14 protein-coding genes are annotated in these 22,401 nt (G+C 63.9%); 10 read left to right on the top strand and 4 right to left on the bottom strand.

All coding sequences use genetic code 11. The features are described 5' to 3' along the window. Nucleotides 1-18 precede the first annotated feature (18 nt). From FYB76_RS00350 to FYB76_RS00365, 4 genes are all read left to right on the top strand, one after another. Entirely contained in the window at nt 19-1,623 is a 1,605-nt protein-coding gene (locus FYB76_RS00350) for a GMC family oxidoreductase (RefSeq protein ID WP_154132309.1), read from the top strand. Beyond that, nucleotides 1,616-2,971, top strand: a complete 1,356-nt coding sequence (locus FYB76_RS00355; RefSeq protein ID WP_154132310.1) for a cytochrome c — start codon at nt 1,616-1,618, stop codon at nt 2,969-2,971. Before FYB76_RS00350 ends, FYB76_RS00355 begins: the two co-directional genes overlap by 8 nt. Before the next feature lie 167 nt (nt 2,972-3,138). After that, nucleotides 3,139-3,987, top strand: coding sequence for an ABC transporter substrate-binding protein (locus FYB76_RS00360; protein ID WP_154132311.1), 849 nt, complete (start codon nt 3,139-3,141; stop codon nt 3,985-3,987). Between the two features lie 76 nt (nt 3,988-4,063). Beyond that, nucleotides 4,064-5,440 carry an MFS transporter gene (locus FYB76_RS00365; protein WP_154132312.1) on the top strand — a complete coding sequence of 459 codons (1,377 nt, stop codon included), beginning with the start codon at nt 4,064-4,066 and terminating at the stop codon, nt 5,438-5,440. 12 nt (nt 5,441-5,452) lie between these two features. Here FYB76_RS00365 and FYB76_RS00370 read toward each other — a convergent pair whose 3' ends face one another. Further along, nucleotides 5,453-5,800 carry a FlxA-like family protein gene (locus FYB76_RS00370; protein WP_088754108.1) on the bottom strand — a complete coding sequence of 116 codons (348 nt, stop codon included), beginning with the start codon at nt 5,798-5,800 and terminating at the stop codon, nt 5,453-5,455. Nucleotides 5,801-5,995: 195 nt separating this feature from the next. Beyond that, nucleotides 5,996-7,123 (bottom strand): 4-hydroxyphenylpyruvate dioxygenase, encoded by a 1,128-nt coding sequence (hppD, locus tag FYB76_RS00375; protein WP_154132313.1) that lies wholly within the window; start codon nt 7,121-7,123, stop codon nt 5,996-5,998. Nucleotides 7,124-7,270: 147 nt separating this feature from the next. On the opposite strand from hppD, the gene FYB76_RS00380 reads away from it, so the two are divergent. From FYB76_RS00380 to alkB, 4 genes are all read left to right on the top strand, one after another. Further along, complete coding sequence (locus FYB76_RS00380; protein ID WP_039785713.1) at nt 7,271-7,789, top strand: Lrp/AsnC family transcriptional regulator; 519 nt, start codon at nt 7,271-7,273, stop codon at nt 7,787-7,789. A gap of 161 nt (nt 7,790-7,950) precedes the next feature. After that, nucleotides 7,951-9,066 carry a bifunctional DNA-binding transcriptional regulator/O6-methylguanine-DNA methyltransferase Ada gene (gene ada / locus FYB76_RS00385; protein WP_154132314.1) on the top strand — a complete coding sequence of 372 codons (1,116 nt, stop codon included), beginning with the start codon at nt 7,951-7,953 and terminating at the stop codon, nt 9,064-9,066. 53 nt (nt 9,067-9,119) lie between these two features. Then, nucleotides 9,120-10,031 carry an alpha/beta hydrolase gene (locus FYB76_RS00390; protein WP_154132315.1) on the top strand — a complete coding sequence of 304 codons (912 nt, stop codon included), beginning with the start codon at nt 9,120-9,122 and terminating at the stop codon, nt 10,029-10,031. Then, nucleotides 10,028-10,681 carry a DNA oxidative demethylase AlkB gene (alkB, locus tag FYB76_RS00395; RefSeq protein WP_370516277.1) on the top strand — a complete coding sequence of 218 codons (654 nt, stop codon included), beginning with the start codon at nt 10,028-10,030 and terminating at the stop codon, nt 10,679-10,681. Before FYB76_RS00390 ends, alkB begins: the two co-directional genes overlap by 4 nt. Before the next feature lie 11 nt (nt 10,682-10,692). On the opposite strand, the gene FYB76_RS00400 is transcribed toward alkB, so the two are convergent. Both FYB76_RS00400 and FYB76_RS00405 read right to left on the bottom strand, forming a co-directional pair. Beyond that, nucleotides 10,693-11,916, bottom strand: a complete 1,224-nt coding sequence (locus FYB76_RS00400) for a DNA topoisomerase IB (RefSeq protein ID WP_154132316.1) — start codon at nt 11,914-11,916, stop codon at nt 10,693-10,695. Nucleotides 11,917-12,050: 134 nt separating this feature from the next. Further along, nucleotides 12,051-13,754 carry a ShlB/FhaC/HecB family hemolysin secretion/activation protein gene (locus FYB76_RS00405; protein ID WP_195724541.1) on the bottom strand — a complete coding sequence of 568 codons (1,704 nt, stop codon included), beginning with the start codon at nt 13,752-13,754 and terminating at the stop codon, nt 12,051-12,053. Between FYB76_RS00405 and FYB76_RS00410 the strand changes: the two genes are divergently transcribed. Then, entirely contained in the window at nt 13,744-13,899 is a 156-nt protein-coding gene (locus FYB76_RS00410; protein WP_154132317.1) for a hypothetical protein, read from the top strand. The two genes, FYB76_RS00405 and FYB76_RS00410, sit on opposite strands and share 11 nt — an antisense overlap. Before the next feature lie 105 nt (nt 13,900-14,004). Continuing rightward, nucleotides 14,005-22,401: a hemagglutinin repeat-containing protein gene (locus FYB76_RS00415; protein WP_154132318.1), complete on the top strand. Its 8,397-nt coding sequence runs from the start codon at nt 14,005-14,007 to the stop codon at nt 22,399-22,401.

Here is a 22,401-nt window from a genome sequence, read left to right on the forward strand (position 1 = left end):
TTTGCGAGAGTGACATCCATGAGCAATCCCAATTCCGCCGATGTGGTGGTGATCGGCGCCGGCGTGACCGGCGCTTTGCTGGCCACGCGTCTGGCCAAGACCGGCAAGTCGGTGCTGCTGCTGGAATCCGGCCCGCGCATGGGCCGCGATCAGCTGGTCGAGCGCTTCCGCAGTTCGGCCTTCAAGTCCGACTTCATGGCGCCGTATCCGTATTCGCCGCTGGCACCGCACCCGCGCTATACGCCGGAGCCCAACGGCTACCTGCAGCAGAAGGGGCCGCATGCCTTCAATGCGCAGTACATCCGCATGTTCGGCGGCACCAGCTGGCACTGGGCGGCGCAGTTGTGGCGCTACGTGCCCAACGACTTCCGCCAGCACAGCCTCTATGGCGTGGGCCGCGACTGGCCCATCAGCTATGACGACCTGGAAGACTATTACTATCAGGCCGAGGTCATCGCCGGTGTCGGCGGCTCGCCCGAGAGCGGCTCGCCGCGCAAGCATCCTTTCCCGATGGAGCGGGTGCCGGCCTCGTGGCTGCAGCAACGCGTGACGGCGCGCCTGGCGCCGGAATTCACCGTGCTCGACGACAGCACCGGCCGCAACAGCCGCAACTATGACGGCCGTCCGGCCTGCTGCGGCAACAACAACTGCATGCCGCTGTGTCCCATCGATGCGCAGTATCACGGCGGACTGGCCGCGCAGCAGGCCGAAGACAGCGGCGTGAAGGTCATCACCGAGGCCGTGGTCTATCGCCTGGAACATGACGACAAAGGCCGCATTGCGGCCGTCCATTATTACGACTGGAACAAGGCCAGCCACCGCATCACCGCGCAGACCTTCGTGCTGGCGGCCAATGCCATCGAGACACCCAAGCTGCTGTTGATGTCGGTGAGCGACAAGTTCCCGCAGGGTATCGCCAACGCCCGCGACAACGTCGGCCGCAACCTGTGCGACCACCCGGCCATCGGCGTGACCTTCGATGTCGATGAAGAAATCTGGCCTGGCCGTGGTCCGGTCAGCCCTTGCTCCATCGGCCAGTTCCGCGACGGCGAATTCCGCGCTGAACATGCGCCGTTCCGCATCGATATTTCCAATGCCTCGCAGGTGGCATCGGTGACCAAGGAAGTGCTCGCCGAGGGTTACTTCGGCAAGCGCCTGGAAGAGCAGATCCTGTTCCGCGCGGCCCGCCGCCTTAGCATCAAAAACGCACTGGAACAGCTGCCCGACCGCAACAACCGCGTGACGCTGGGCGACAAGAAGGATGAACTCGGCCTGCCCGTCCCGGCCCTGTACTGGAACGTGGACGACTACGTCGTCAAAGGGACCGAGAAGACCCGCGCCGCCTACGACGCCATTGCCGCCAAGCTGGGGGCGACCAACATCAAGCACAGCAAGAGCGGGGCGTTCTCCAATCGCCAGCACATCACCGGCACGCTCTCCATGGGCCTGGACCCGGCCACCAGCGTCACCGACGCCTGGGGCCGCGCACATGACCACGAGAACCTGTTCATGGTCGGCACCGGCGTCATGCCCACGGTCGGTACCTGCAATGTCACGCTGACGGCGATGGCACTGGCGCTGCGTACGGCCGACAAGATCATCGAGGAGAGCCGCCATGCGTAAGCCTTTCAAGCGCCTGCTGGCGATGTTGTGCCTGCTGTGCATCGGGCCCGTGGCCCATGCGGTTGATGACGCGCAGTTGATCAAGCGTGGCGAGTACCTGGCCATTGCCGGCGACTGCGCCGCCTGCCACAGCGAGAAGGGCCGCGCGCCGTTCAGCGGCGGCCATGCCATCGGCAGTCCGCTTGGCACCATCTACAGCACCAACATCACGCCGTCCAAGACCCACGGCATCGGCCAGTACACGCAGGAGCAATTTGCCGCAGCGCTGCGTCGCGGCGTACGCGCCGATGGCAGCAACCTGTATCCGGCGATGCCCTATACCGCCTATGCGCGGCTGACCGATGAGGATGTTGCGGCGCTGTACGCCTACTTCATGCAGGGCGTACAGCCGGTGGACCAGGCCGCACCGGCCACGGCACTGCCGTTCCCCTTCAACATCCGCATGTCGATGAAGGCGTGGAACTGGCTGTTCCTGGATCGCAAGCCGTTTGAACCCGACCCGTCGCAATCGGCGCAGTGGAATCGTGGCGCCTACCTGGTGCAGGGCCTGGCCCATTGCAGCACCTGCCACACACCGCGCAACGTGCTCATGGCCGAGCAGCTGGATCGCCGTCTGCAAGGCGCCTCGCTGGGGACCTGGTACGCGCCCGACATCAGCGCCACCGCCCTGCAGGCCAAGCCGGCCTGGACCCGCGCCATGCTGGCCGATTACCTGGCGACCGGCCACGCCGCCAATGGTGCCACCGCAGGCGGGCCGATGCTGGAAGCCATCGAGAAGAGCTTCTCGCGCATGACCCGTGACGATCTGGAAGCGATGGCCACCTATCTCCTGCCGGCCGGCCCGGCCGAGGCGGTAGCGCCGGCGGCAGCGAGCGCAGCACCGGCGGCGCTGACCCCGGTGCAGGGCGACGATACGCCGCAGGCGCTGGCGGCCATGAGCGCGGGTGCCCGTGTTTATATGAACAACTGCGCTTCCTGCCACAACACGGGCGGGCAGGGCCTCAACGGCCTGCCGTCCCTGCAGCAGCATCCGCTGCTGCGCCAGCCCAATGCCGACAATGTCGCCATGGCCATCCTCGAAGGAGTGCTGCCGGAACACGGACAGGGCATGATCGGGTTTGCCCATACCTTGAACGATGCAGAGATTGCGGCCGTGACCAATTACCTCATGCAGGACCTGGGCGGCAGCAAGGTCAGCATCAGCGCGGAGCGCGTCAAGACGCTGCGGGCAGGGGGCGAAGCCTCGCCGCTGTTGTGGCTGGCGCGTGGCGGGATGGTGCTGTTGGTACTGGCCCTGCTGGTGCTCGCCGTGTGGTGGCGCCGCCGCTCGGCGCGCACGGTCGGCTGAGCGGATACCCGCGCAGCCCGGCACCCGGACATGTCATACCAGATGCCGCCCAGCCACAGCGGGCGGCTCTTTTTTTGTGCCAGATGAACGGTTTTGTCTGCCATTGTCTGCTGCGAGTGACATCCGGGATTGTTTCGGGCTATCCTCGACACTCGATGAGGAAAAGCATGAAAAAGATTTCGCAGCACCTGAAGCAACTGGGCATGGGCGGCCTGCTGCTGGCCTGTGCCTGGATTGTTCCGGCTGCGGCTCACGCCGACCGTCTGGAGGAGATCCAGGCGCGCGGCTCGCTGATCTGCGCCACGCTGGCCAGCAACGAGCCGCTGGGCTTCCCCGATCCGCAGACCGGCCAGATCGTCGGTTTCGATGTGGACATGTGCAGCGCCATTGCAGCCAAGCTGGGTGTGAAGATGCGCCAGCGCAGTTTGACCGTGGAGGCCCGTTTGCCGGCGCTGATCCAGGGTGAGGTCGACCTGGTCTCGGGCGCATTGGGCTATACCCGCGAGCGGGCGCGCCAGATCGATTTCACGGCGTCGCATTACCAGACTCCGATCAAGCTGCTCGTGTACAGCGATTCCGGACTGAATCTGGTCTCCGACCTGGAAGGCAAGCGCATCAGCGCCAATCGCGGCTCCACCCCGGAGCAGGCCGTGCGGCGCGTACTGCGCAAGGCCACCTTGCTGACTTTCCCGGAGACCCCGCAATCCTTCCTGGCCCTGGCCCAGAAGCAGGCCGATGCGATGGCCGTGGCCATGCCCTCGGGGATCCGCTTCGTCAATGAATCGGGCGGACGCTTCCGCTTCGTCGAAGGCGCACTGGCCTGGGAGCCGACCGCCCTGGGCGTCAAGAAGGGCGAGCACCGCCTGCTGGACGCCGTCAACAAGGCACTGGTCGCGCTGGAAAAGGACGGCCAGATCGATGCCCTGTGGATCAAGTGGTTCGGTCCCAAGACCAAGTTCAACATTCCGCGCGACAAGAAGCTGACCCCCATCTCGGCCTTCCGCCAGGCGGGCTGACGGTACCATCGACCTGGGCGCTGCGGCGCCCGTTCCTTTTTTCATACTTCGCTTTCCCGGCACGCCGAGCAGCATCATGTCCGTCACTACCGTCCCGCCTTCCTCTTCCCACGACCACGACCACGACGGCCTGCCACCGCGCCAGCGCCTGCTGGCCATTGCGACCGTGGTGCTCGGCCTGAGCATGGCGGTCCTCGATGGCTCCATCGCCAACCTGGCGCTGCCGGCCATGGCCGCCGATCTCAAGGCCAGCAATGCCGATGCCATCTGGGTCATCAACAGTTACCAGATCGCCATGGCCGTGTGCCTGCTGCCGCTGGCGTCGCTGGGGGAAGTGATCGGCTACCGGCGCGTCTACCTGGGCGGCCTGTTCCTCTTCACGCTGGCCTCGCTGGCGTGCGCGGCCAGCGGCGACATGCTGCAACTGAGCCTGGCGCGGGTGCTGCAGGGGCTGGGTGCGGCCGGCATCCTGTCGGTCAATACCGCGCTCATCCGCTTCATCTATCCGGCCCGGCAGCTGGGCCGGGCCATCGGCTACAACGCCCTGGTGGCCGGCACCGGCAATGCGCTGGGTCCTGGCGTGGCGGGCCTGATCCTGCACCTGGCGTCCTGGCACTGGCTGTTCCTGATCAATATTCCCCTCGGGCTGGCGGCGCTGGCCGTGGGCAGCCGCGCCTTGCCGGCCAACCCGCTCTCGCCGCGCCGCTTCGACACCCAGAGCGCCGTGCTGTGCATGGGCTTCATCGGCCTGCTGCTCTATACCATCGACGCCGTGGGCCACCTGCAGGGTGGCTGGGTGGTGGCGGGCTGCGCGCTGCTCACTGCCATCAGCCTTGTCCTGCTGCTCAAGCTCCAGTCCGCCAGCGCCCCCATGTTGCCGCTGGACTTGCTGCGCATACCGCTGTTTGCGCTCTCCATCGGCACCTCGTTCTGCTCCTTCGCGGCGCAGATGGCGGTCTTCGTGATGCTGCCCTTCATGCTGCAGGACTACCTGGGCATGAGTGCGGCGCGCGCCGGCATGCTGCTCACGGCCTGGCCGGTAGCCGTGGCGCTGACCGGCGTGGTGGCCGGCAAGCTCTCGGACCGCATCCCGGCAGGGTTGCTGGGCGGGATCGGGCTGGCGGTGATGTGTCTGGGATTGCTGGCCTTGCTGACGGTGGACCGCAGCACGCCCGATGGCGTCACGCTGGCCATGTTTGCAGTCTGTGGTTTGGGCTTCGGGCTGTTCCAGTCGCCCAACAACCGCACCATGATCAGTGCGGCGCCGCGTGAGCGCACCGGCGGCGCCAGCGGCATGCTGGGAACGGCGCGCCTGACCGGGCAGACGGTCGGGGCCTCGGTGGTGGCCATGCTCATGGGGGTGTCAGCGGCGCCGTACGCGCCGGTGCTGTGCTTTGCCGCTGCCCTGGCGGGCGCGGCTTGCCTGGTGAGCCTGTCGCGGTTGCGTTATTGAGGTGCGGTGGCGTTACAGCGCCGGCGCCAGCGTCTCGCCGCGGGCGTGGTGGTGGGCGGCGTGGGCGGCTACTGAGAGCGCCATGCTGAGATAGTTTTCATTGCGGCGGCGCAGCTGCGCCTGCTGCTGTTCCAGCGCAAACAGTTGCTGGTAGAGCGTGCGGATCTGCTGCTGCAGCAACTGGCGCTGCTGCTTGCCGTCCCGGTTGGCCGGGAAGCGGGCCAGCGACTGCGCCTGCTGTTGCAGGATCAGGATGCGGTGGCTCAGTTGCGCCACCAGCTCGGTGGGGTCATGGTCCAGCGTGTCTGCCACTGCGATTTCTGCGCGGACAGGTTTTTCTTGTTCATACGCGACGTTCATGCGAACTCCAGCCCAACGGGGCGCAAGGGGACTGCGATAAAGCCTTCGCTTTGATTTACGGCAGCCCCGCGCGCATCTTGAGCCACGGAAAGTAAAAAAACTTAAAGGCGCAGCCCCGTACAGGGTGCTGCGCCTTTTTACGTACGGGCCGCACGATGGCGGGCCCGCAGCGGGTGGTCCCAGGCAGTCAGTCGGTCAGATCACGCCACGGCGCATCTGGTCCAGCTCGATGGATTCGAAGAGGGCCTTGAAATTGCCTTCGCCAAAGCCGTCATTGCCCTTGCGCTGGATGATTTCATAGAACACCGGCCCGATCAGGTTCTGCGTGAAGATCTGCAGCAGCAGGCCCTGGCCGGCCGTGGGCGCACCGTCGATGAGGATCTTCAGTTCACGCAAGGCAGCCAGGTCCTCGCCATGGCCGGGGATGCGGCGTTCGACCAGGTCATAGTAGGTGGCGATGGTGTCCTGCAGCGGTACCCCGCGTGCATACAGGGCGCGCACGGTCTGGTAGATGTCGTCGGTGCCCAGGGCGATGTGCTGGATGCCCTCGCCGTTGTACTGCTTGATGAATTCCTCGATCTGCGACTTGTCGTCGGCACTCTCGTTGATGGGGATGCGGATCTTGCCGCAGGGGCTGGTCATGGCGCGCGAACGCAGGCCGGTGACCTTGCCTTCGATGTCGAAATACTTGATCTCGCGGAAGTTGAACAGGCGCGTGTAGAACGACGACCAGGTGTCCATGGCGCCCCGCATGACGTTGTGGGTCAGGTGGTCGATGTAGGTCAGGCCCACGCCCTTGGGATTGCGCTCCACGCCCGGGAAGAACTGGAAGTCGACGTCATAGATGGAGCCATTGTCGCCATAGCGGTCCACCAGGTAGAGGAGCGAGCCGCCGATGCCGCGGATGGCGGGAATGTTCAGTTCCATCGGCCCGAGCTTGGCTTCCACGCCTTCGGCACCGAGTTCGAGTGCACGCTTGTACACGTGGGCCGCATCCTTGACGCGGAAGGCCATGGCGTTCACCGAGGCGCCATGCACCTGGGCGAAGGCGGCGGCATTGCTGTCGGGTTCGCCGTTGAGGATGAAGTTGATCTGGCCCTGGCGATACAGGGTGACGTTCTTGGAACGGTGGCGCGCCACCGCCGTGAAGCCCATCAGCTCCAGTACGGCGGCAATGCCGGCCGGGTCGGCGGCGGTGTACTCGACGAACTCGAAGCCGTCGGTGCCCATGGGGTTGTCGAACAGGTCGCCGCTGGTGTTGTGGGTGTTGCCGGGGTTGCTGGTAGCGGCTGCGGTGGCGAACTGGCTCTCTGCGTGGCCCATCTGGTGTCTCCTCGTGTGGGGAGGGCCGGCAAGTGCGGCCCATGCGAGGAGTTTATTGCGTCAAGACTGCAATTTGTGATTGTTTTTTGCGCGATATCTTGGATAATATGCACAAATAATTCTTAAATATGAACTTTGGAGAGACAAATGAGCATCATCAACGTGGATCGCTACGACCTGGCCTTGCTGACCGAGCTGCAGCGAGACGGCCATATTACCAATAGCGCCCTCGGCCTGAAAGTCCACCTGTCCACTTCGCAGATCAGCCGCCGCGTGCAGCGGCTGGAAGAAGCCCACGTCATCGAGCGCTACACCGCTGTCCTCGACCCGGCCGTGGTCGGCCTGGGCGTGACCGCCTTCACCACCGTCACTCTGGACCGCCAGGGCGAAACCCGTGGCGAACTCTTCGAGAAGGCCGTGGAAACCATGCCGGAGGTGACCGAGTGTTTCTCCGTCACGGGCGAGGGCGATTATATCCTGCGTATCGTGGCCCCCGACCTGGCGGCCTTCTCCGAATTCATGATGACGCGCCTGCTGCGCCTGCCGGGCGTGACCAACGTCAAGTCCAACATCACCCTCAAAAAGGTCAAGCAGTCCCATGAACTGCCGCTGGAACACGTGATGCAGCCGGTGAAATCGCGCCAGCGCATCCGCTTCTCGCAGTGACCGCAAAAAACGATGATGCGAAGAATCAATGATTGGGCGCTCCAATTATTGATTTCTCGAATGATGGTTTTTGGCGGCACCGGAATTCAAAAGCAATCGCCGGAGTGCGGCCCGCTTGGCGCAGGCCTAGAATCAGTGGCATCCGATCCTTGGAGTGCCCCATGCTGACCATGACTTCTCCCGCCGCTACACCTGTCACCGTCGACGACCAGGCCGGCCTCGATCCCGAGGTCTGCTGGCAAGCCGTGCAGCGGCGCGATGCGTCCTTCGATGGGCGCTTCTGGTATTCGGTGTGCACCACCGGCGTGTACTGCAAGCCGTCCTGCGGCGCGCGCACGCCCTTGCGCAAGAACGTCGGCCTGCACGCCAGCTGCGACGCTGCCGAGGCCGCCGGCTTTCGTCCCTGCCAGCGCTGCAAGCCGGACCAGCCGCCCCTGCAGGAACGCCAGGCGCAAGCCATCGCGCAGGCCTGTCGTCTCATCGAGCAGGCCGACGAGCCACCCGATACGGCCACCCTGGCCCAGGCGGTGGGCTTGAGCCGCCACCACTTTCATCGTCTCTTCAAACAGCATGCCGGCATCACGCCCAAGGCCTATGCCGATGCCCACCGCGCCGCGCGCCTGCGCGCGCAGCTGGGCAGCGGTGCCAGCGTGACCGATACGCTCTATGAAGTGGGCTTTCACTCCAGTGGCGGCTTCTATGCGCAGAGCAAGGCGCAGCTGGGCATGCAGCCAAGCACTTACCGGCGCGGCGGCCAGGGTGAACAGATCCGTTTCGCCGTGGCGCAATGCTGGCTGGGTGCCTTGCTGGTGGCGGCCACCGGGCAGGGCATCTGCGCCGTCACCTTGGGCAGCGAGCCGGAGGCGCTGGTGCAGCAACTGCAGGACCGCTTCCCCCAAGCCGATCTCGCGCCGGGCGACGCCAGCTTCGAGCACACGCTGGGCCAGGTGCTGGCCGCGCTGGACGATCCACGCCAGGGCGCTGCCTTGCCGCTGGACGTGCGCGGCACGGCCTTCCAGCAGCGTGTCTGGCAAGCCCTGCGGGCGGTGCCGCCCGGTGTCACGCTCACCTATGCGGAACTGGCCGCGCGCATCGGCCAGCCGCAGGCGGTGCGTGCCGTGGCCAATGCCTGTGCGCGCAACGAGATCGCCGTGCTCATTCCCTGCCATCGCATCGTGCGGGTCGATGGTTCTCCTTCGGGCTATCGCTGGGGCATCGCGCGCAAGACCGCCTTGCTTGCACGCGAAGGGGCTTGCCCGCAGGAGACGGACGCCTGAATCATTTGCCCTGCGCAGCTACAATAGGCCTTCGATTACTGCTGGAGTTGCGCATGCATGTTCTTGGCAAGGCTGGTCTGGTCATTGCAGGGGCCGTACTGATCCTGGGGGGCGTCGTCGCCTGTTCGCCGCTGTCGGCCATCAATGCCGTCACTCCTGCATCGGCCTACGTCAAGACCGAAGGAGTGGCCTACGCCAACACCGATAACCCGCGTCAAAAGCTGGACATCTATCGCCCCGCCAGCGCGCCGGCAGCCGGCATCGGCCCGGGCTTGCCGGTGGTGGTCTTTTTCTATGGTGGCAGCTGGAACGAGGGCAGCCGCAAGGATTACGCCTTTGTCGGCGAGGCCTTGAGTTCGCGCGGTTTCATCGCGGTGCTGCCTGACTATCGCGTCTATCCCGAAGTGCGTTATCCCGATTTCGTGAAGGACAGCGCCCAGGCCGTCGCCTGGACCCTGCGCTCGCTGCGTGAGCTGGGCGGCGATCCGCAGCGCGTCTTTGTCATGGGACATAGTGCCGGTGCCTACAACGCCTCCATGGTGGCACTGGACCCGCGCTGGCTGCGCGAGGCCGGCGCCTCGCCGGATGCGCTGCGCGGCTGGATCGGACTGGCCGGACCCTATGACTTCCTGCCCATCGAAAACGAGGATGTGAAACCGGTCTTCTTCGCGCCCGATTCCCCGCCCGATTCGCAACCGGTACGCCACGTGCAAGCCGGTGCACCGCCAGCATTGCTGATCGCTTCGCACAAGGACAAGCTGGTCTCGGCCGAACGCAACACCGCTGGCCTGGCCAAACTGCTGCGCGCGCAACAGGTGCCGGTGGTGGAGCGCTACTTCGACAACACCTCGCATGCCTCGCTGGTGGGCAGCCTGTCGCGGCCGCTGCGTTTCATCGCGCCGACTCTCGAAGAAGTGAGCCAATTCATTGAAAATCCGCCACCCCGTCCGGAGCCATCCAAGTGACGGGTGACCTCTTCGCGGGGCTGGCGCGTGATCCTTCGGTAGAGACCATCACCGAAGGGGCGCTGTGCTTGCGCGCCTTTGTCGACGAAGAAGAGGCCGCAGTTTTGATGGCTGCCATCGATGCCGTGCTGGCCGCCTCACCCCTGCGCCACATGCAGACGCCGGGCGGCTTTCGCATGTCGGTGGCGATGAGCAACTGCGGCCAGTATGGCTGGGTGACGGATCGTCGCGGCTATCGTTACCAGTCGCTCGATCCGCTGGCCGAGCGCGACTGGCCTGCCATGCCCCATGCGTTCACGGTATTGGCCGCGCGCGCCTCTGCGGCGGCGGGGTTTGCAGGATTTGCTCCTGACGCTTGTCTCATCAATCGCTACGAACCCGGCGCGCGCATGTCCCTGCATCAAGACAAGAATGAACTGGACATGGACCAGCCCATCGTCTCCGTCTCGCTCGGTCTGCCCGCCACCTTCCTGCTCGGTGGTATGGCGCGCACCGACAAGCCGCAGCGCATGCGGCTCGAAAGCGGTGACGTGGTGGTGTGGGGCGGCCCGGCGCGATTGGCCTTCCACGGCGTCGATATCTTGCGCGATGGCGAACATGCGCTGACCGGGCGCTGCCGCTACAACCTGACATTCCGCCGCGCCCGTTGAAGGGCGGCGCTCTACGCGCGGGCTGCCGGGCGTGCCACCGGCCCGCGCCGGGCAGGCGCTGCGGCCTTGCGTGCCAGCTTCTTGCGGGCGGGTTTGTGTTCTTTCTTCTCTTCGGTCTCCTGCAGGCGTTGCTGCAACAGGGCCAGCACGGCGGCTTCTTCCGGTGACAGGTCCTGCAATTCTTCCACCAGTTCGGTTTGCACCCGCTCTTCCAGCCGCTCTGCAAAACTTCCATCCAGATAGCTTTCGATCACCGCCGGATGCACGTAGCACTTGCGGCAGATCGAGGGCGTATTGCCCAGGCGCCGCGCCACGTTCTCGATGGCGCGCACCACGTTCTGCTTGGCCTGCGCCTGCGAGTCCACCCGTTCGAAAGCCTGCAGCGCCAGCGTGGCCAGCACCGTGCCGGCCCAGGTGCGGAAATCCTTGGCACTGAAATCCTCACCCGCCGCCTCGCGCAGGTAGGCATTGACGTCGCCCGAATCGATGCAGTGGCGCTGGCCGTCGTCATCCACGTACTGGAACAGTTCCTGCCCCGGCAACTCCCGCATCTTGCGGATGATGCGCGCCACGTAGGGATCGTGCAGCTTGATGTCATGCTGCACGCCGCTCTTGCCGCGGAAACGGAACAGCACATCGCTGCCATCCACGCGCACGTGGCGATGGCGCAGCGTGGTCAGTCCGAAGGACTGGTTCTGTTTGGCATATTCATCATTGCCGACCCGCATGAAGGTGGTCTGCAGCAGATGCACCACGGCCGCCAGCACTTTCTGGCGATGCAGGCCGGGACGCTTCAGGTCCTTTTCCACCACGCGACGGATACCGGGCAGGGCCCGCGCGAAACTGATCATGCGCAGGTACTTGGCATCATCGCGCACCAGGCGCCAGCGGGCGTGATAGCGATACTGCTTGCGCCCGCGCGCATCGCGTCCGGTGGCCTGGATGTGGCCGTTGGCATGGGGGCTGATCCACACGTCTTGCCATGCCGGCGGGATGGCCAGCGACTTCAGTCGCGCCAGCACCGCTTCATCGCGGATGAGCGCATCGTCCGCATCGTGATAGGCGAAACCCTTGCCGCGCCGGCTGCGGCGGATGCCCGGCATGCTGTCGTTGACGTAGCGCAGCTGGTTGGCGCGGGCGATGTCGATGGCTTCTTCAAGGTGGCGGGCGTCGGCAGGCGGGGTAGCCGGGGCCGATGAGCTGGGCGAGTCCGGGGTTGCGGCGATGCGGTCCATGATGGTCTCCTCGGACGCGGTGCGCCGGGAGATCCGGCACCGGTCCATGCGCGCCATTATTGAGCAATCGCCCTGGCCCGGCAGTCAGCCATCGGCCGTGGATGGTGTGGGATTTTTCCGGCAGGCGCCCGCGTTCAGAAGGACCATTGCAGATTGAAGCCGCCCGTGACGGCGGCCGTCTGGAAACCCTGCGGCTTGGCCAGGGGCGTGGCCACGAACATGTCGTAGTTCAGCTTGGCCACGCTGCCGCGCAAGCCCAGCGCAGCGCCGGTGAGCCGCTGGCCGGTGAGGAAGCGCGCCGTCGGGCCCGCTACCGCGCCGGTATCGACACCGGCGAACAATTCCTGGCCGCTCTCGCCCAGGCCGAGTGCGAGTTCATTGCGCAGGAACCAGCCGCGTTCCGCCTGCAGGGTCAGCTCGCCGTCAAAGCCGCGCACCGTATAGCGGCCACCGATGGAGAACTGGTCTTGCGGCGGCAGGGTGCCGCGGTTCCACTGCGCGCGCAGCGTGGAGTTGTAGCGCCAGTGCGCACCAGCGAGCTGGAACGGCGCATTGACCGATGCCTCCAGCAGCCACAGGCCGTAGCGCCTGCCCAGCTGTGGCAGGTCGAAGGGCGAGACGGGCTCGGCGCCTTGCGTATCGAGCGAACGCCGCCACGACAGCGTGGCGTCGGCAATGGTGTCGCCCAGGTACTGGCGATGATTCACGCCCGCTTCCCAGGCACTGGTGCGGCGTTGCTGGGGCCCGATCTCCAGGTCATCGATGGCGTTGTAGGCCTTGCGCAGCAAGCCCTTGCCAAACACCGTGGTCTTGCTGGCCGCATCGCGATGGATGAGGCGCGACAGCTTCAGCTCGGTGGTTTCCGAACGGCCGCTGTAGACGAAGTTCTCGAAAGCCCCGGCCACGGTCTGGTGATAGCGGTTGCCCGACATCGTCACTCCTGCCATCCAGTTGCCCCAGGGCAGGGAGTAATGCAGCGTATAGGCCTGGCTGCCATGGTCGCCATAGTGGTTCAGGCTGCGGCTCATGCTCACGTAGAAGAGGTCATTGAGGGTCCACCAATTGTCATAGGCCAATGTCAGCCCGGCCAGGTATTTGCCGGTGGCCTTGGCGCCGCCATCGTCCAGGCTCGCCGTGAGACGGAAGGGGAAGGCCTGCTGGTACTGGATCACCAGGTCGCTGTCACCCGCCTGGGCGCCCTCGTCTTCGGAGGGCGTGATCTTGATGTCGGCCTGCACGGTCGGCAGGCGCTTGAAATTTTCCAGGCCCTGTTCGATATCGCGCAGGTTGAGGATCTCGCCCGGGCTGACGGGCAGGGCGTTGAAGGCAGTCCCGCGCGCATCGGCGTCGGGCGCAAAGCGGATGTGCCGCACGCGACCCGGCACCACACTGAGCACCAGCCGTCCCGTGGACAGGTCTTGCGGACGGGCCAGCACACGCGTGGTGGTGTAGCCGCGTGCGACGATGGCGCTCTCCACCCGGGCCAGCACCAGGTTCACCCCTTGCGAACCCAGGCAGCGGCCCACCGCGCCACGCGCGCCGGTCACGCTGTCGAGCGCAAAACGAAAACGCTCAGCCTGTTCACCCTCCAACGCGATCGCCGTGATGCTGCGGCACGGTTGCTCCTGCTCGGGGAAATCCTGTGCCATCGCGCTGTTGGCGGGCGTCCCCAGGTTCACGTCAGGACGCTGCTCCTGTTGCTGGCGCAGGGCGCGTTCCCGCTCGCGCTGCAATTGCTCCTGGTTGACGGCGGTTTGCCCGTGGGCAAGGGAAATGACCAGATTCAGGCCAAGGAGGAACACAAACCGGGGAGAGGGCGAACGGAAAATGGAAGACATCGAAACCATGGTGAATCGTCCCAAAGCCACACTGGGCAAGGGATTCAAAAGAAATGGGATGGCGGGCAAAACAAGTGTTGGATTTTGCCTACAGGAAAGCTTCTCGCGTGATGAAAAATCACCTTTCCTCGTTAACCTAAATTAACATCCCGACCCTGGCAAGCAAAATCTTGCCAGCCGGAAACGGAAAACAACAAATCGGGGTTTGTTGTCGTGACCGGACATAACGACAACAGCACCCGGGGTTTTCATGAATCGTCAGCGTTACAAGCTGGTTTTCAACCGGCATCGTGGCCAGTTGGTGGCCGTTGCAGAAATCGCCTCCAGCATCCAGCATCATGGCCGGACCTCGGCCAATGCTGCCGCGATGCCGGACCTGTTACCGTCGGCCCTGCGCTTTTCGCTGCTGGCCATAGCGCTGGCGCTGGCCATGAACACGGTGGCGCATGCGCAGATCCTGGGTGACCGCAACGCCCCGCGCAACCAGCAGCCGACGGTGCTGGTCACGCCCAACGGGGTACCGGTGGTCAACATCCAGACCCCCAGCACGGCTGGCGTATCGGTGAACAGCTATCGCCAGTTCGATGTCGGACCCAACGGTGCCATCCTCAACAACGCCCAGGGCACCACGAGCACCCAGCTGGGCGGCTATGTGGCCGGCAATCCCTGGCTGGCCACGGGCGCGGCGCGCGTGATCGTGAACCAGGTCAACTCGGCCAATCCCAGCTACCTGCGCGGCTACCTCGAAGTGGCCGGGGCGCGGGCGCAGGTGGTGGTGGCCAACCCGGCCGGCATCACCTGCTCGGGCTGCGGTTTCATCAACGCCAACCGCGCCACGCTCACGACGGGCGTGCCGCAGGTGGTCAACGGCAACCTGGAGAGCTACCGCGTGGCCAGCGGTGCGGTACGCATCGAGGGCAATGGCCTGGATGCCAGCCGCACCGATTACGCCGAGATCATCGCGCGCGCCGTGCAGGTCAATGCGGGCGTGTGGGCGCCGGAGTTGAAGCTCAGTGCCGGCCTGAACACGGTCAGTGCCGATCACGCCAGCGTGGTCCCCGGAGTCGCTGCGGCCGACGCCGCTCCTGCGGTGGCCATCGACGTGGCGCAACTGGGCGGCATGTATGCCGGCCACATCTACCTGACCTCCACCGAGCACGGCGTGGGCGTGCGCAATGCGGGCAGCATCGGCGCTTCAGTGGGGCAGGCCGTCGTGACCGCCGATGGCCGGCTGGAAAACAGCGGCAGCCTCACCGCCACCGGCTTGCTGGCGGTGCAGGCCACAGGCGGCATCAGCAATGCGGGCGAGCTGGGCAGCAAGAGCGCGGCCAGCCTCAACACCACCGCGCTGGACAACAGCGGCAGCATCGCCAGCGCAGGCACGCTGGCCGTGCAAGCCAGCGGGGCGGTACGGAACACCGGCAGCATCGGCGGCGAGGGCAGCGTGCAGATCGCCGCCGCCAGCCTCGACAACCGCAACGCCATCGGCAGCAGCACTACCCTGGCGGTACAGGCAGCGGGCACCATCAGCAACAGCGGTACGCTGCAGGCGACGGGCGATACCAGCCTCAATGCCGCTACGCTGGACAACAGCGGCACCGTGCGTGCGGTGCAAGGCGCGTTGAACGTCAGCAGCAGCGCGCGCACCGGCAACAGCGGACGCATGGAAGCGGCGCAGGCCGTGAACCTGAAGCTCGGTAGCCTCGACAACAGTGGCGGCGTCAACGCCGGTGAGCGCTTGCGCATCGAGGCCGCGCAGGGCGTCAGCAACGACGGCACGCTGGCCGCCAACGGAGAAGTGAGCCTGCAAGCCGCCAGCCTCGCCAACCGGGGAACGCTGGCTTCCAGCGCCGATGCGGTCAACGTGACGACCACCGGGACCCTGGCCAACCAGGGCCAGGTCAGTGCCGCGCAAGCACTCTCGCTGACGGCGGCAGGCGTCGACAACAACAGCGGCAAGCTCAGCGCCAATGACATCCGCATCGACAGCCAGAACAATGCCCTCGACAATCGCCAGGGCAACATCGCTGCACAGCGTGACGCAAGCATCGCCAGCGGTGCGCTCGACAACGGCAGCGGCAACATCGTCGCGCAGGGCAAGCTGGAGATCCGCAGCGGCGACCTCGGCAACGACGGCGGCCTGCTGCAGTCAGGCGATGCGCTGAACCTGGACGCGGGCAGCAGCACCGTACGCAACGCCAATTCCGGCAGCACGCGCGGCATCGTGGCGCAAGGTCCGCTGACCATCGCGGCAGGCTCGCTGGTCAATCGCGGCAATGTCTCTTCCAACGGCGACATCAGTCTCAAGACCGCAGGCCTGGACAACGATGCCGGTGTGATCGGTGCCAACGGCAAGCTGGCCGTGGAGGGCAGCAGCGTCACCAATCGCGGCGGTTCGCTGCAGGCCAAACAAGGTGTGGATCTGCAGGCAGGCAGTGGCAGCGTGGACAACAGCGGCGGCCTGATCCGCTCGGATGGCACCGTCAACGTACAGGCCGCATCCCTGCGCAACGACAACACGCAAGGCCAGAACCAGGGCATGGAAGGGGCCACCGTCAGCGTGGCGGCGGCCGACATCAGCAACCGTCAAGGTGCGATGCGCGGCGACGCCATCACGCTCACCGCCGGCACCCGCGTCGACAACAACGCCGGCCTGATCTCCGCCACCAACAGCGCCAGCCTGACCGACGCCGCGCCGGCGAGCCGTGCGCTGGTGATCGACAACAGCAACGGCACCGTCATTGCCGGGCAGCAGACCAGCGTGCTGGCTTATTCCTTCACGGGCAGCGGCAGGTTCCTCAGCCAGAAGGACCTGCGCATCGACCTGGTGGCCTCGATTCTTCATACCGGGCAGATCGGGGCCAGTGGCGACATCGACCTGCGCACGGCCGGCACCTTTACCAATGCCGGCGCGGTCGGCGCGGGCGGCACGCTCATGCTCACCGCCGCCACCATCGACAACCAGGCCAGCGGCTCGCTGGTGGGCAATACCCTGAGGCTCAAGGCCACCGACGTTCACACCTTCATCAACCGTGGCCTGATCGATGGCGTCAATACCGTCATCGAGAGCAGCACCGTCAACAACCTCGGCACCGGCCGCATCTATGGCGACAACATCGCCATTGGCGCGGACGTGCTGAACAACCAGGCCGAGACCGTCAACGGCGTGACCAGCGCACCGGTCATTGCGGCCCGCAACCGACTCGACATCGGCGCAGGCGTGGTCAACAACAGCGAGCACGGGTTGATCTATTCGGTGGGCGACATGGCCATCGGCGGCGCGCTGGATGCCAACAAGAAGACCACCGGCAGCGCCCGCGAGGTCAACAACAGCAGTGCCACCATCAATGCGGATGGCAACCTGAGCATTGCAGCGGGGACCATCAACAACACCAATGCGCATCTGGAGACGACGGACCAGACGGGGCCGGGCAATCGCATTGTGAGTTATCGCGTCAATGGTTCATCGACGTTGATCGATGGGAACACGGCCAGTCTGGTCAACATCGGTTCGGGCCAGGTGGTAGGAGCGACTAACTGGCGGGCCATGGGCGATGAAGACAATTTTCGTCTTGTCCTGCCGTCATCGGCTTATCCAGCGGATCGCTATGGTCCTCCTTTCACTTACTCGAAGGGCGTCAAGGGGGGCGACGATGCCATCGCGCCAGCTTATTTCCCTGGGTGGCAGGACGGTAGTGCGGGCGGCGATTCGACCGTCGTCGATCATCCGGCCATCTTCAACTACGAGGTGACAGATCGCGTCTGGCAAGTGATGGGCGTGACACCGCCGGAGGCGCTCGGGCCCACTCCCATGATGCCGCTTCCTACCGAGACCTGCTACGAGTCTTGCAGCACGACGCTACCCACTGCAGAAGAGATGGCCAAGTACAGGGCGGAGTACGCAGTCTGGAAACCCAAGTACGATGCCTACATGGCGGCGACGCTTGCGCTCAATGACAAGATCATCGCCTTCAACAACAACGTCCGTAGCCGCTCCTACCGCGAATGGACCATCTACGACGGCACCGAGCAGATCACGCGCACGGTCGTCACCAAGAGCGATCCGGGCATGATCACCTCCGGCGGCAACATGCGCCTGGCCGCTGGCACCGTCAACAACTACGCCAGCCAGTTCATTGCGGGCGGCACGGTGGCCGGTGACAGCGTCAACGGCACCAACCTCAACAACACCGGCCCGCTGGGCCGCCAGCGCGTGGTCTCGACGGGCTCGGCCAGCTACACCTACGTCAAGAGCCACACCTTCAGCGCCGATGACCGGCGCTACGACGATGCGCCATATCAGTCGCAGGACATCGTCACCAACTTCCAGCTGGACATCACGCCCACCAGCGGAGCCGGACCGAACCGGCAGAGTTCGGTACGCGCGGTGGCTTCGTCGGTATCGGGAGCCTCGGGCGCAAGTGCGGGTGCGGCCAGCATCCGCATCGCCAACCTCGACCTGACGCTGCCCAACAACGCGCTCTTCCGCATCAATGCGGGTCCGGCGCAGCGCTTCCTGGTGCAGACCGATCCACAGTTCGTGGGCACGCGCAGCTGGTTGTCGTCGGACTTCATGTTGAATCAGCTGGGCTTGACGGCCAGCGTGCGGCAGCTGGGGGATGGGTTCTATGAACAGCAACTGATCCAGCGCCAGATACAGCAGATCAGCGGCCAACGGTATCTGGCCGGATACAGCAGCAATGAAGCGCAATACCAGGCCTTGATGAACGCGGGCCTGCAGGTGGCGCAATCGCAGCGCTATACGCTGGGTGTGGCGCTGACCGATGCGCAGATTGCGGAACTGAAGACGGACATCGTTTGGTTGGTCAAGCAGACCGTCACGCTGGCCGATGGAAGCACGCAGGAAGTGCTGGTGCCGCAGGTGTACATCCACGCCTCCAATGTGCAGGTGACCGGGCAGGGCACGCTGATCGCGGGCAATGATGTGGCCTTCCAGGCGGCGCAGGATATCGTCAACAGCGGTGGCACGATTGCGGGGCGGCAGAGTGTTTCGCTGGCGGGCAACAACGTGCAGAACTTGGGTGGGCGTGTCAGCGGCAGTGCGGTGACGGTGGCGGCGGCGCAGGACATCAACAACATCGGCGGCACCATTGACGCGCGCAATACGCTGGTGGCCAGTGCAGGTCGTGACATCAACAGCGCTGCCACTACGGTAGCGACGGCCAATGCGGTCACCAGCGGGACCAACATCAACCAGAATGCGTCGATGTCGGTGTCCGAGACCAATGGCTCGCTCACTGCCGTGGCCGGGCGAGACATCAACCTCAAGGCTAGCAGCACCTCTGCGGACAATGTGACGTTGGTTGCGCAGCGTGATGTGAACCTTTCCACGGTGCATGAAACGTCTCAGGAAAAAATCACCTGGGACAGCAGCAACCGCGCCGAAGTCAACCGAGAAAACGCCATCGGCAGCACGATCCAAGGCAAGGAGATCAGCGTCACGGCTGGCCGCGACATCAATGCGCAGGCAGCCTACGTCAACGCCGAAGGCTCACTCGCTGCAACAGCAGGCAACAACGTCAACATCGGCACCGATGTCAGTACAGCCAGCGCACGGGATCAGCACAAGAAGACGGACAGCGGCGGCATGCTGGCCTCGCGGACCGTGAGCACGGATGACAGCAGCAGTGAGGCCGTCAACCAGGGCACGACCTTCTCAGGCAATACGGTGGCGGTCAAGGCGGGCAATGACATCAACGTCAAGGGCAGCAATGTGGTCTCCACATTGGGAACCGGCATGGCGGCCGGCAATGATGTCAACATCGTTGCGGCAGTCGATAGCAGCACCAAGAATAATTTCCGGCAGGAGACTACCAGCGGCGTGATGGGATCAGGCTTCGGCGTGACCATAGGCACGCGCGAGCAGAGCCATGACGTCAAGGCGCAAGGGCAGACGGCATCTGCTTCCATGGTCGGCAGCACCGATGGCAATGTGAGCATCGTGGCAGGCAATCGCTACACGCAAGTGGGCAGCGATGTGGCAGCGCCGAAGGGGGACATCGATATCGCGGCCAAGTCGGTGGAAATAAAAGCGGCCGAGCAAGCCAGCAAGACCATCACCGAAGACAAGTACAAACAAAGCGGCTTGACGGTAGCCGTGACCAGCCCGGCGATCTCTGCGATCCAGACGATGGACCAGATGGCCGATGCGGCCGGTAAAACCAAGAATGGCCGGGTACAGGCCTTGGCTGCGGCGACGGCGGGCATGTCGGCCTACAGCGCCGTGGGTGAGATGCAGAAGGGCGCTGAGGAAGGCTCCGCCAATATTGGCATCAGCGCCACCTTGGGCAGCAGCCAGAACAGCAGCCGCACTGAGCAGAACACGGTGACGCAGCGCGGATCAACGGTGGCCTCTGGCGGCAACATGAGCATCCGTGCGACTGGCGACGGGGCCAACAGCAACATCACGATTGCGGGCAGTGACATCAATGCCAAGGGCAATCTGGCGCTCAAGGCGGACAACGATATCAACCTGATCGCTGCGCAAAACACGGACGAACAGCACAGTGACCGGTCGTCATCGTCGTGGGGCGTGGGTGTTACTGCGCAGTTCGGTACCAAGACCCAGTTTGGTTTTACGGCCAATGCGGCGGGTAGTCGGGGCAACAGCGATGGCAAGGACGTCTCCAACGTCATGACACAGGTGCGAGCGGGTGGGCAGGTCAATATCGATTCTGGCCGCGATACGAATCTGATTGGCGCTACCGTCTCTGGTGACAAGGTCGTGGCCAACGTGGGTCGTGACCTGAACATCGCCAGCGTGCAGGACACCAGTACCTTCAAGAGCCGGGATCAGAGCATTGGCGGCAGCGCTACGATTGGAGTTCCAGGGGCAAGCATCAGTGCCAGCCGCAGTCGGGTGGATGCGGACTATGCCAGCGTGGGTCAACAGGCGGGGATTACGGCGGGTGATGGTGGATTCCAGATCAACGTCAAGGGCAATACGGACCTGAAGGGTGCGCAGATTGCCAGTACGGACAAGGCGGTGGAGCAGGGCAAGAACAGCCTGACCACTGGAACCCTCACCAGCAGTGATATCCAGAATCGTAGCCAATACTCGGCAGAGAGCCAGAGTGCAAGTGCAGGAATGTCGGGAGGCAAGCCAGGTGGCGGGCTGGGCTGGGGCAGTGCATCTGGAAGCGAGGCGAGTGTGACGCGCAGCGGTGTTGCCGGTGGTGCGGTGACGATTACGGATGCACAGGCGCAGCAGGCGAAGACCGGACAGAGCCCGGATCAGGTCGTGGCTTCGCTGGATACGTCTGTACGTACCGGCAAGGACAGCAGCAATAGCCTGACCAAGAACTGGGATGGCAATCAACTGCGTGAGGATGTGGAGGCGCAGGCGAAGATTACGCAGGCGTTTGGGCAGCAGGCTTCGAAGTTGATTGGTGACTATGCGGAAGAGCAGACGAAGAAAGCGGCTGCTTTACGCACGCAGGCGGAAGCTGCAACTGATCCCGCGATGGCCAAGGAGCTCAATGATCAGGCCGCTGCAATCGAACGTAACTGGGGCCCTGACGGCACAGCGCGCGTGTTGGCCCATACGGTTGTGGGTGGCTTGACGGGTGGACTTGCTGGTGCTGCCGGTGCGGCGGCGGGAACGTTGACAGCGCCCACTGTTGCAGAGGCTCTGAAGACAGCAGGAGTGGATACTGACTTGGCCAAGGTCTTGACAGGGTTGTCGAGTACCTTGGTGGGGGCTGCTGTTGGTGGGACGGCGGGTGGGGCTGCGGCTTATAACGAGGTTATCAATAATTATTTGAAGCATGAAGAGGACGAGCAACGACTTCAGAAAAAAGCGGCCTGTGCAACGAGTCCAGATCCATCGTCTTGCCGACGAGAGGTAGAAAAAGCTTATAACAAGATTGGACGAGAGCGTCAGCAGAGGACTTGTTCTGATGCGGATAGCTGTCGTGAGAATAGGCGCGAGATAGAAGACGATCTTCTACTAACATCGGCTCGGCAAAAGGTTTTAGATCAAAAGATTTTTGATGGAGGTCTGACTGAGCAGGAAAAAGACGAGTATTTCTCAAACGGACAACAGATTCAGAGGATGCAAGCTGCGCTGCAGGAGGTTAATCGTCAATTCCGCGCAGCTGTTCCCATGAGTCTGTGGACGTCACAGGAGCATGAGTCGGCATTCTCCGATGCAATGATTGCCGTCGCTGGTCTGGCTAACTCAGCTGCAATTGGATCTGGAAGATCTCCGCTGAACGAGAAGAGTGCACAGACATCTGCAGAGCTACTCGCGCTGATAGGAAAATTACCAGATCTTCCTGCTAAAGCAACTTTATCGGATAAAGCGGCTAGAGAATGGTATTTAAACGCTGAATCCAAGACCTTGCAATTTGTTGATCCTTCCGCGCCACTCATGAAGCAAGCAGAACAAGCATGGGCGTATAGAAATTACTTGCGACAAGGTGTTAGAGATGGGATGAGTAACCGATCGCTTGCTGAACAGTTAGATAAGGACCGTCCGCATTTAAGCTGGCAAGATACCATTGCAAAATATTCGCAAAAATATTCGGGCGATGATTTATGGAAGCAAATAATTAATGCCGCACAGAGATCTAACCCTGAAGTAAACGAAAAGTTGAATGTTCGTCCTCCTGGAAAAGGAAAGTAG

Source organism: Herbaspirillum sp. CAH-3, assembly GCF_009668275.1.
GTDB classification, from domain to species: Bacteria; Pseudomonadota; Gammaproteobacteria; order Burkholderiales; family Burkholderiaceae_D; genus Herbaspirillum; species Herbaspirillum aquaticum.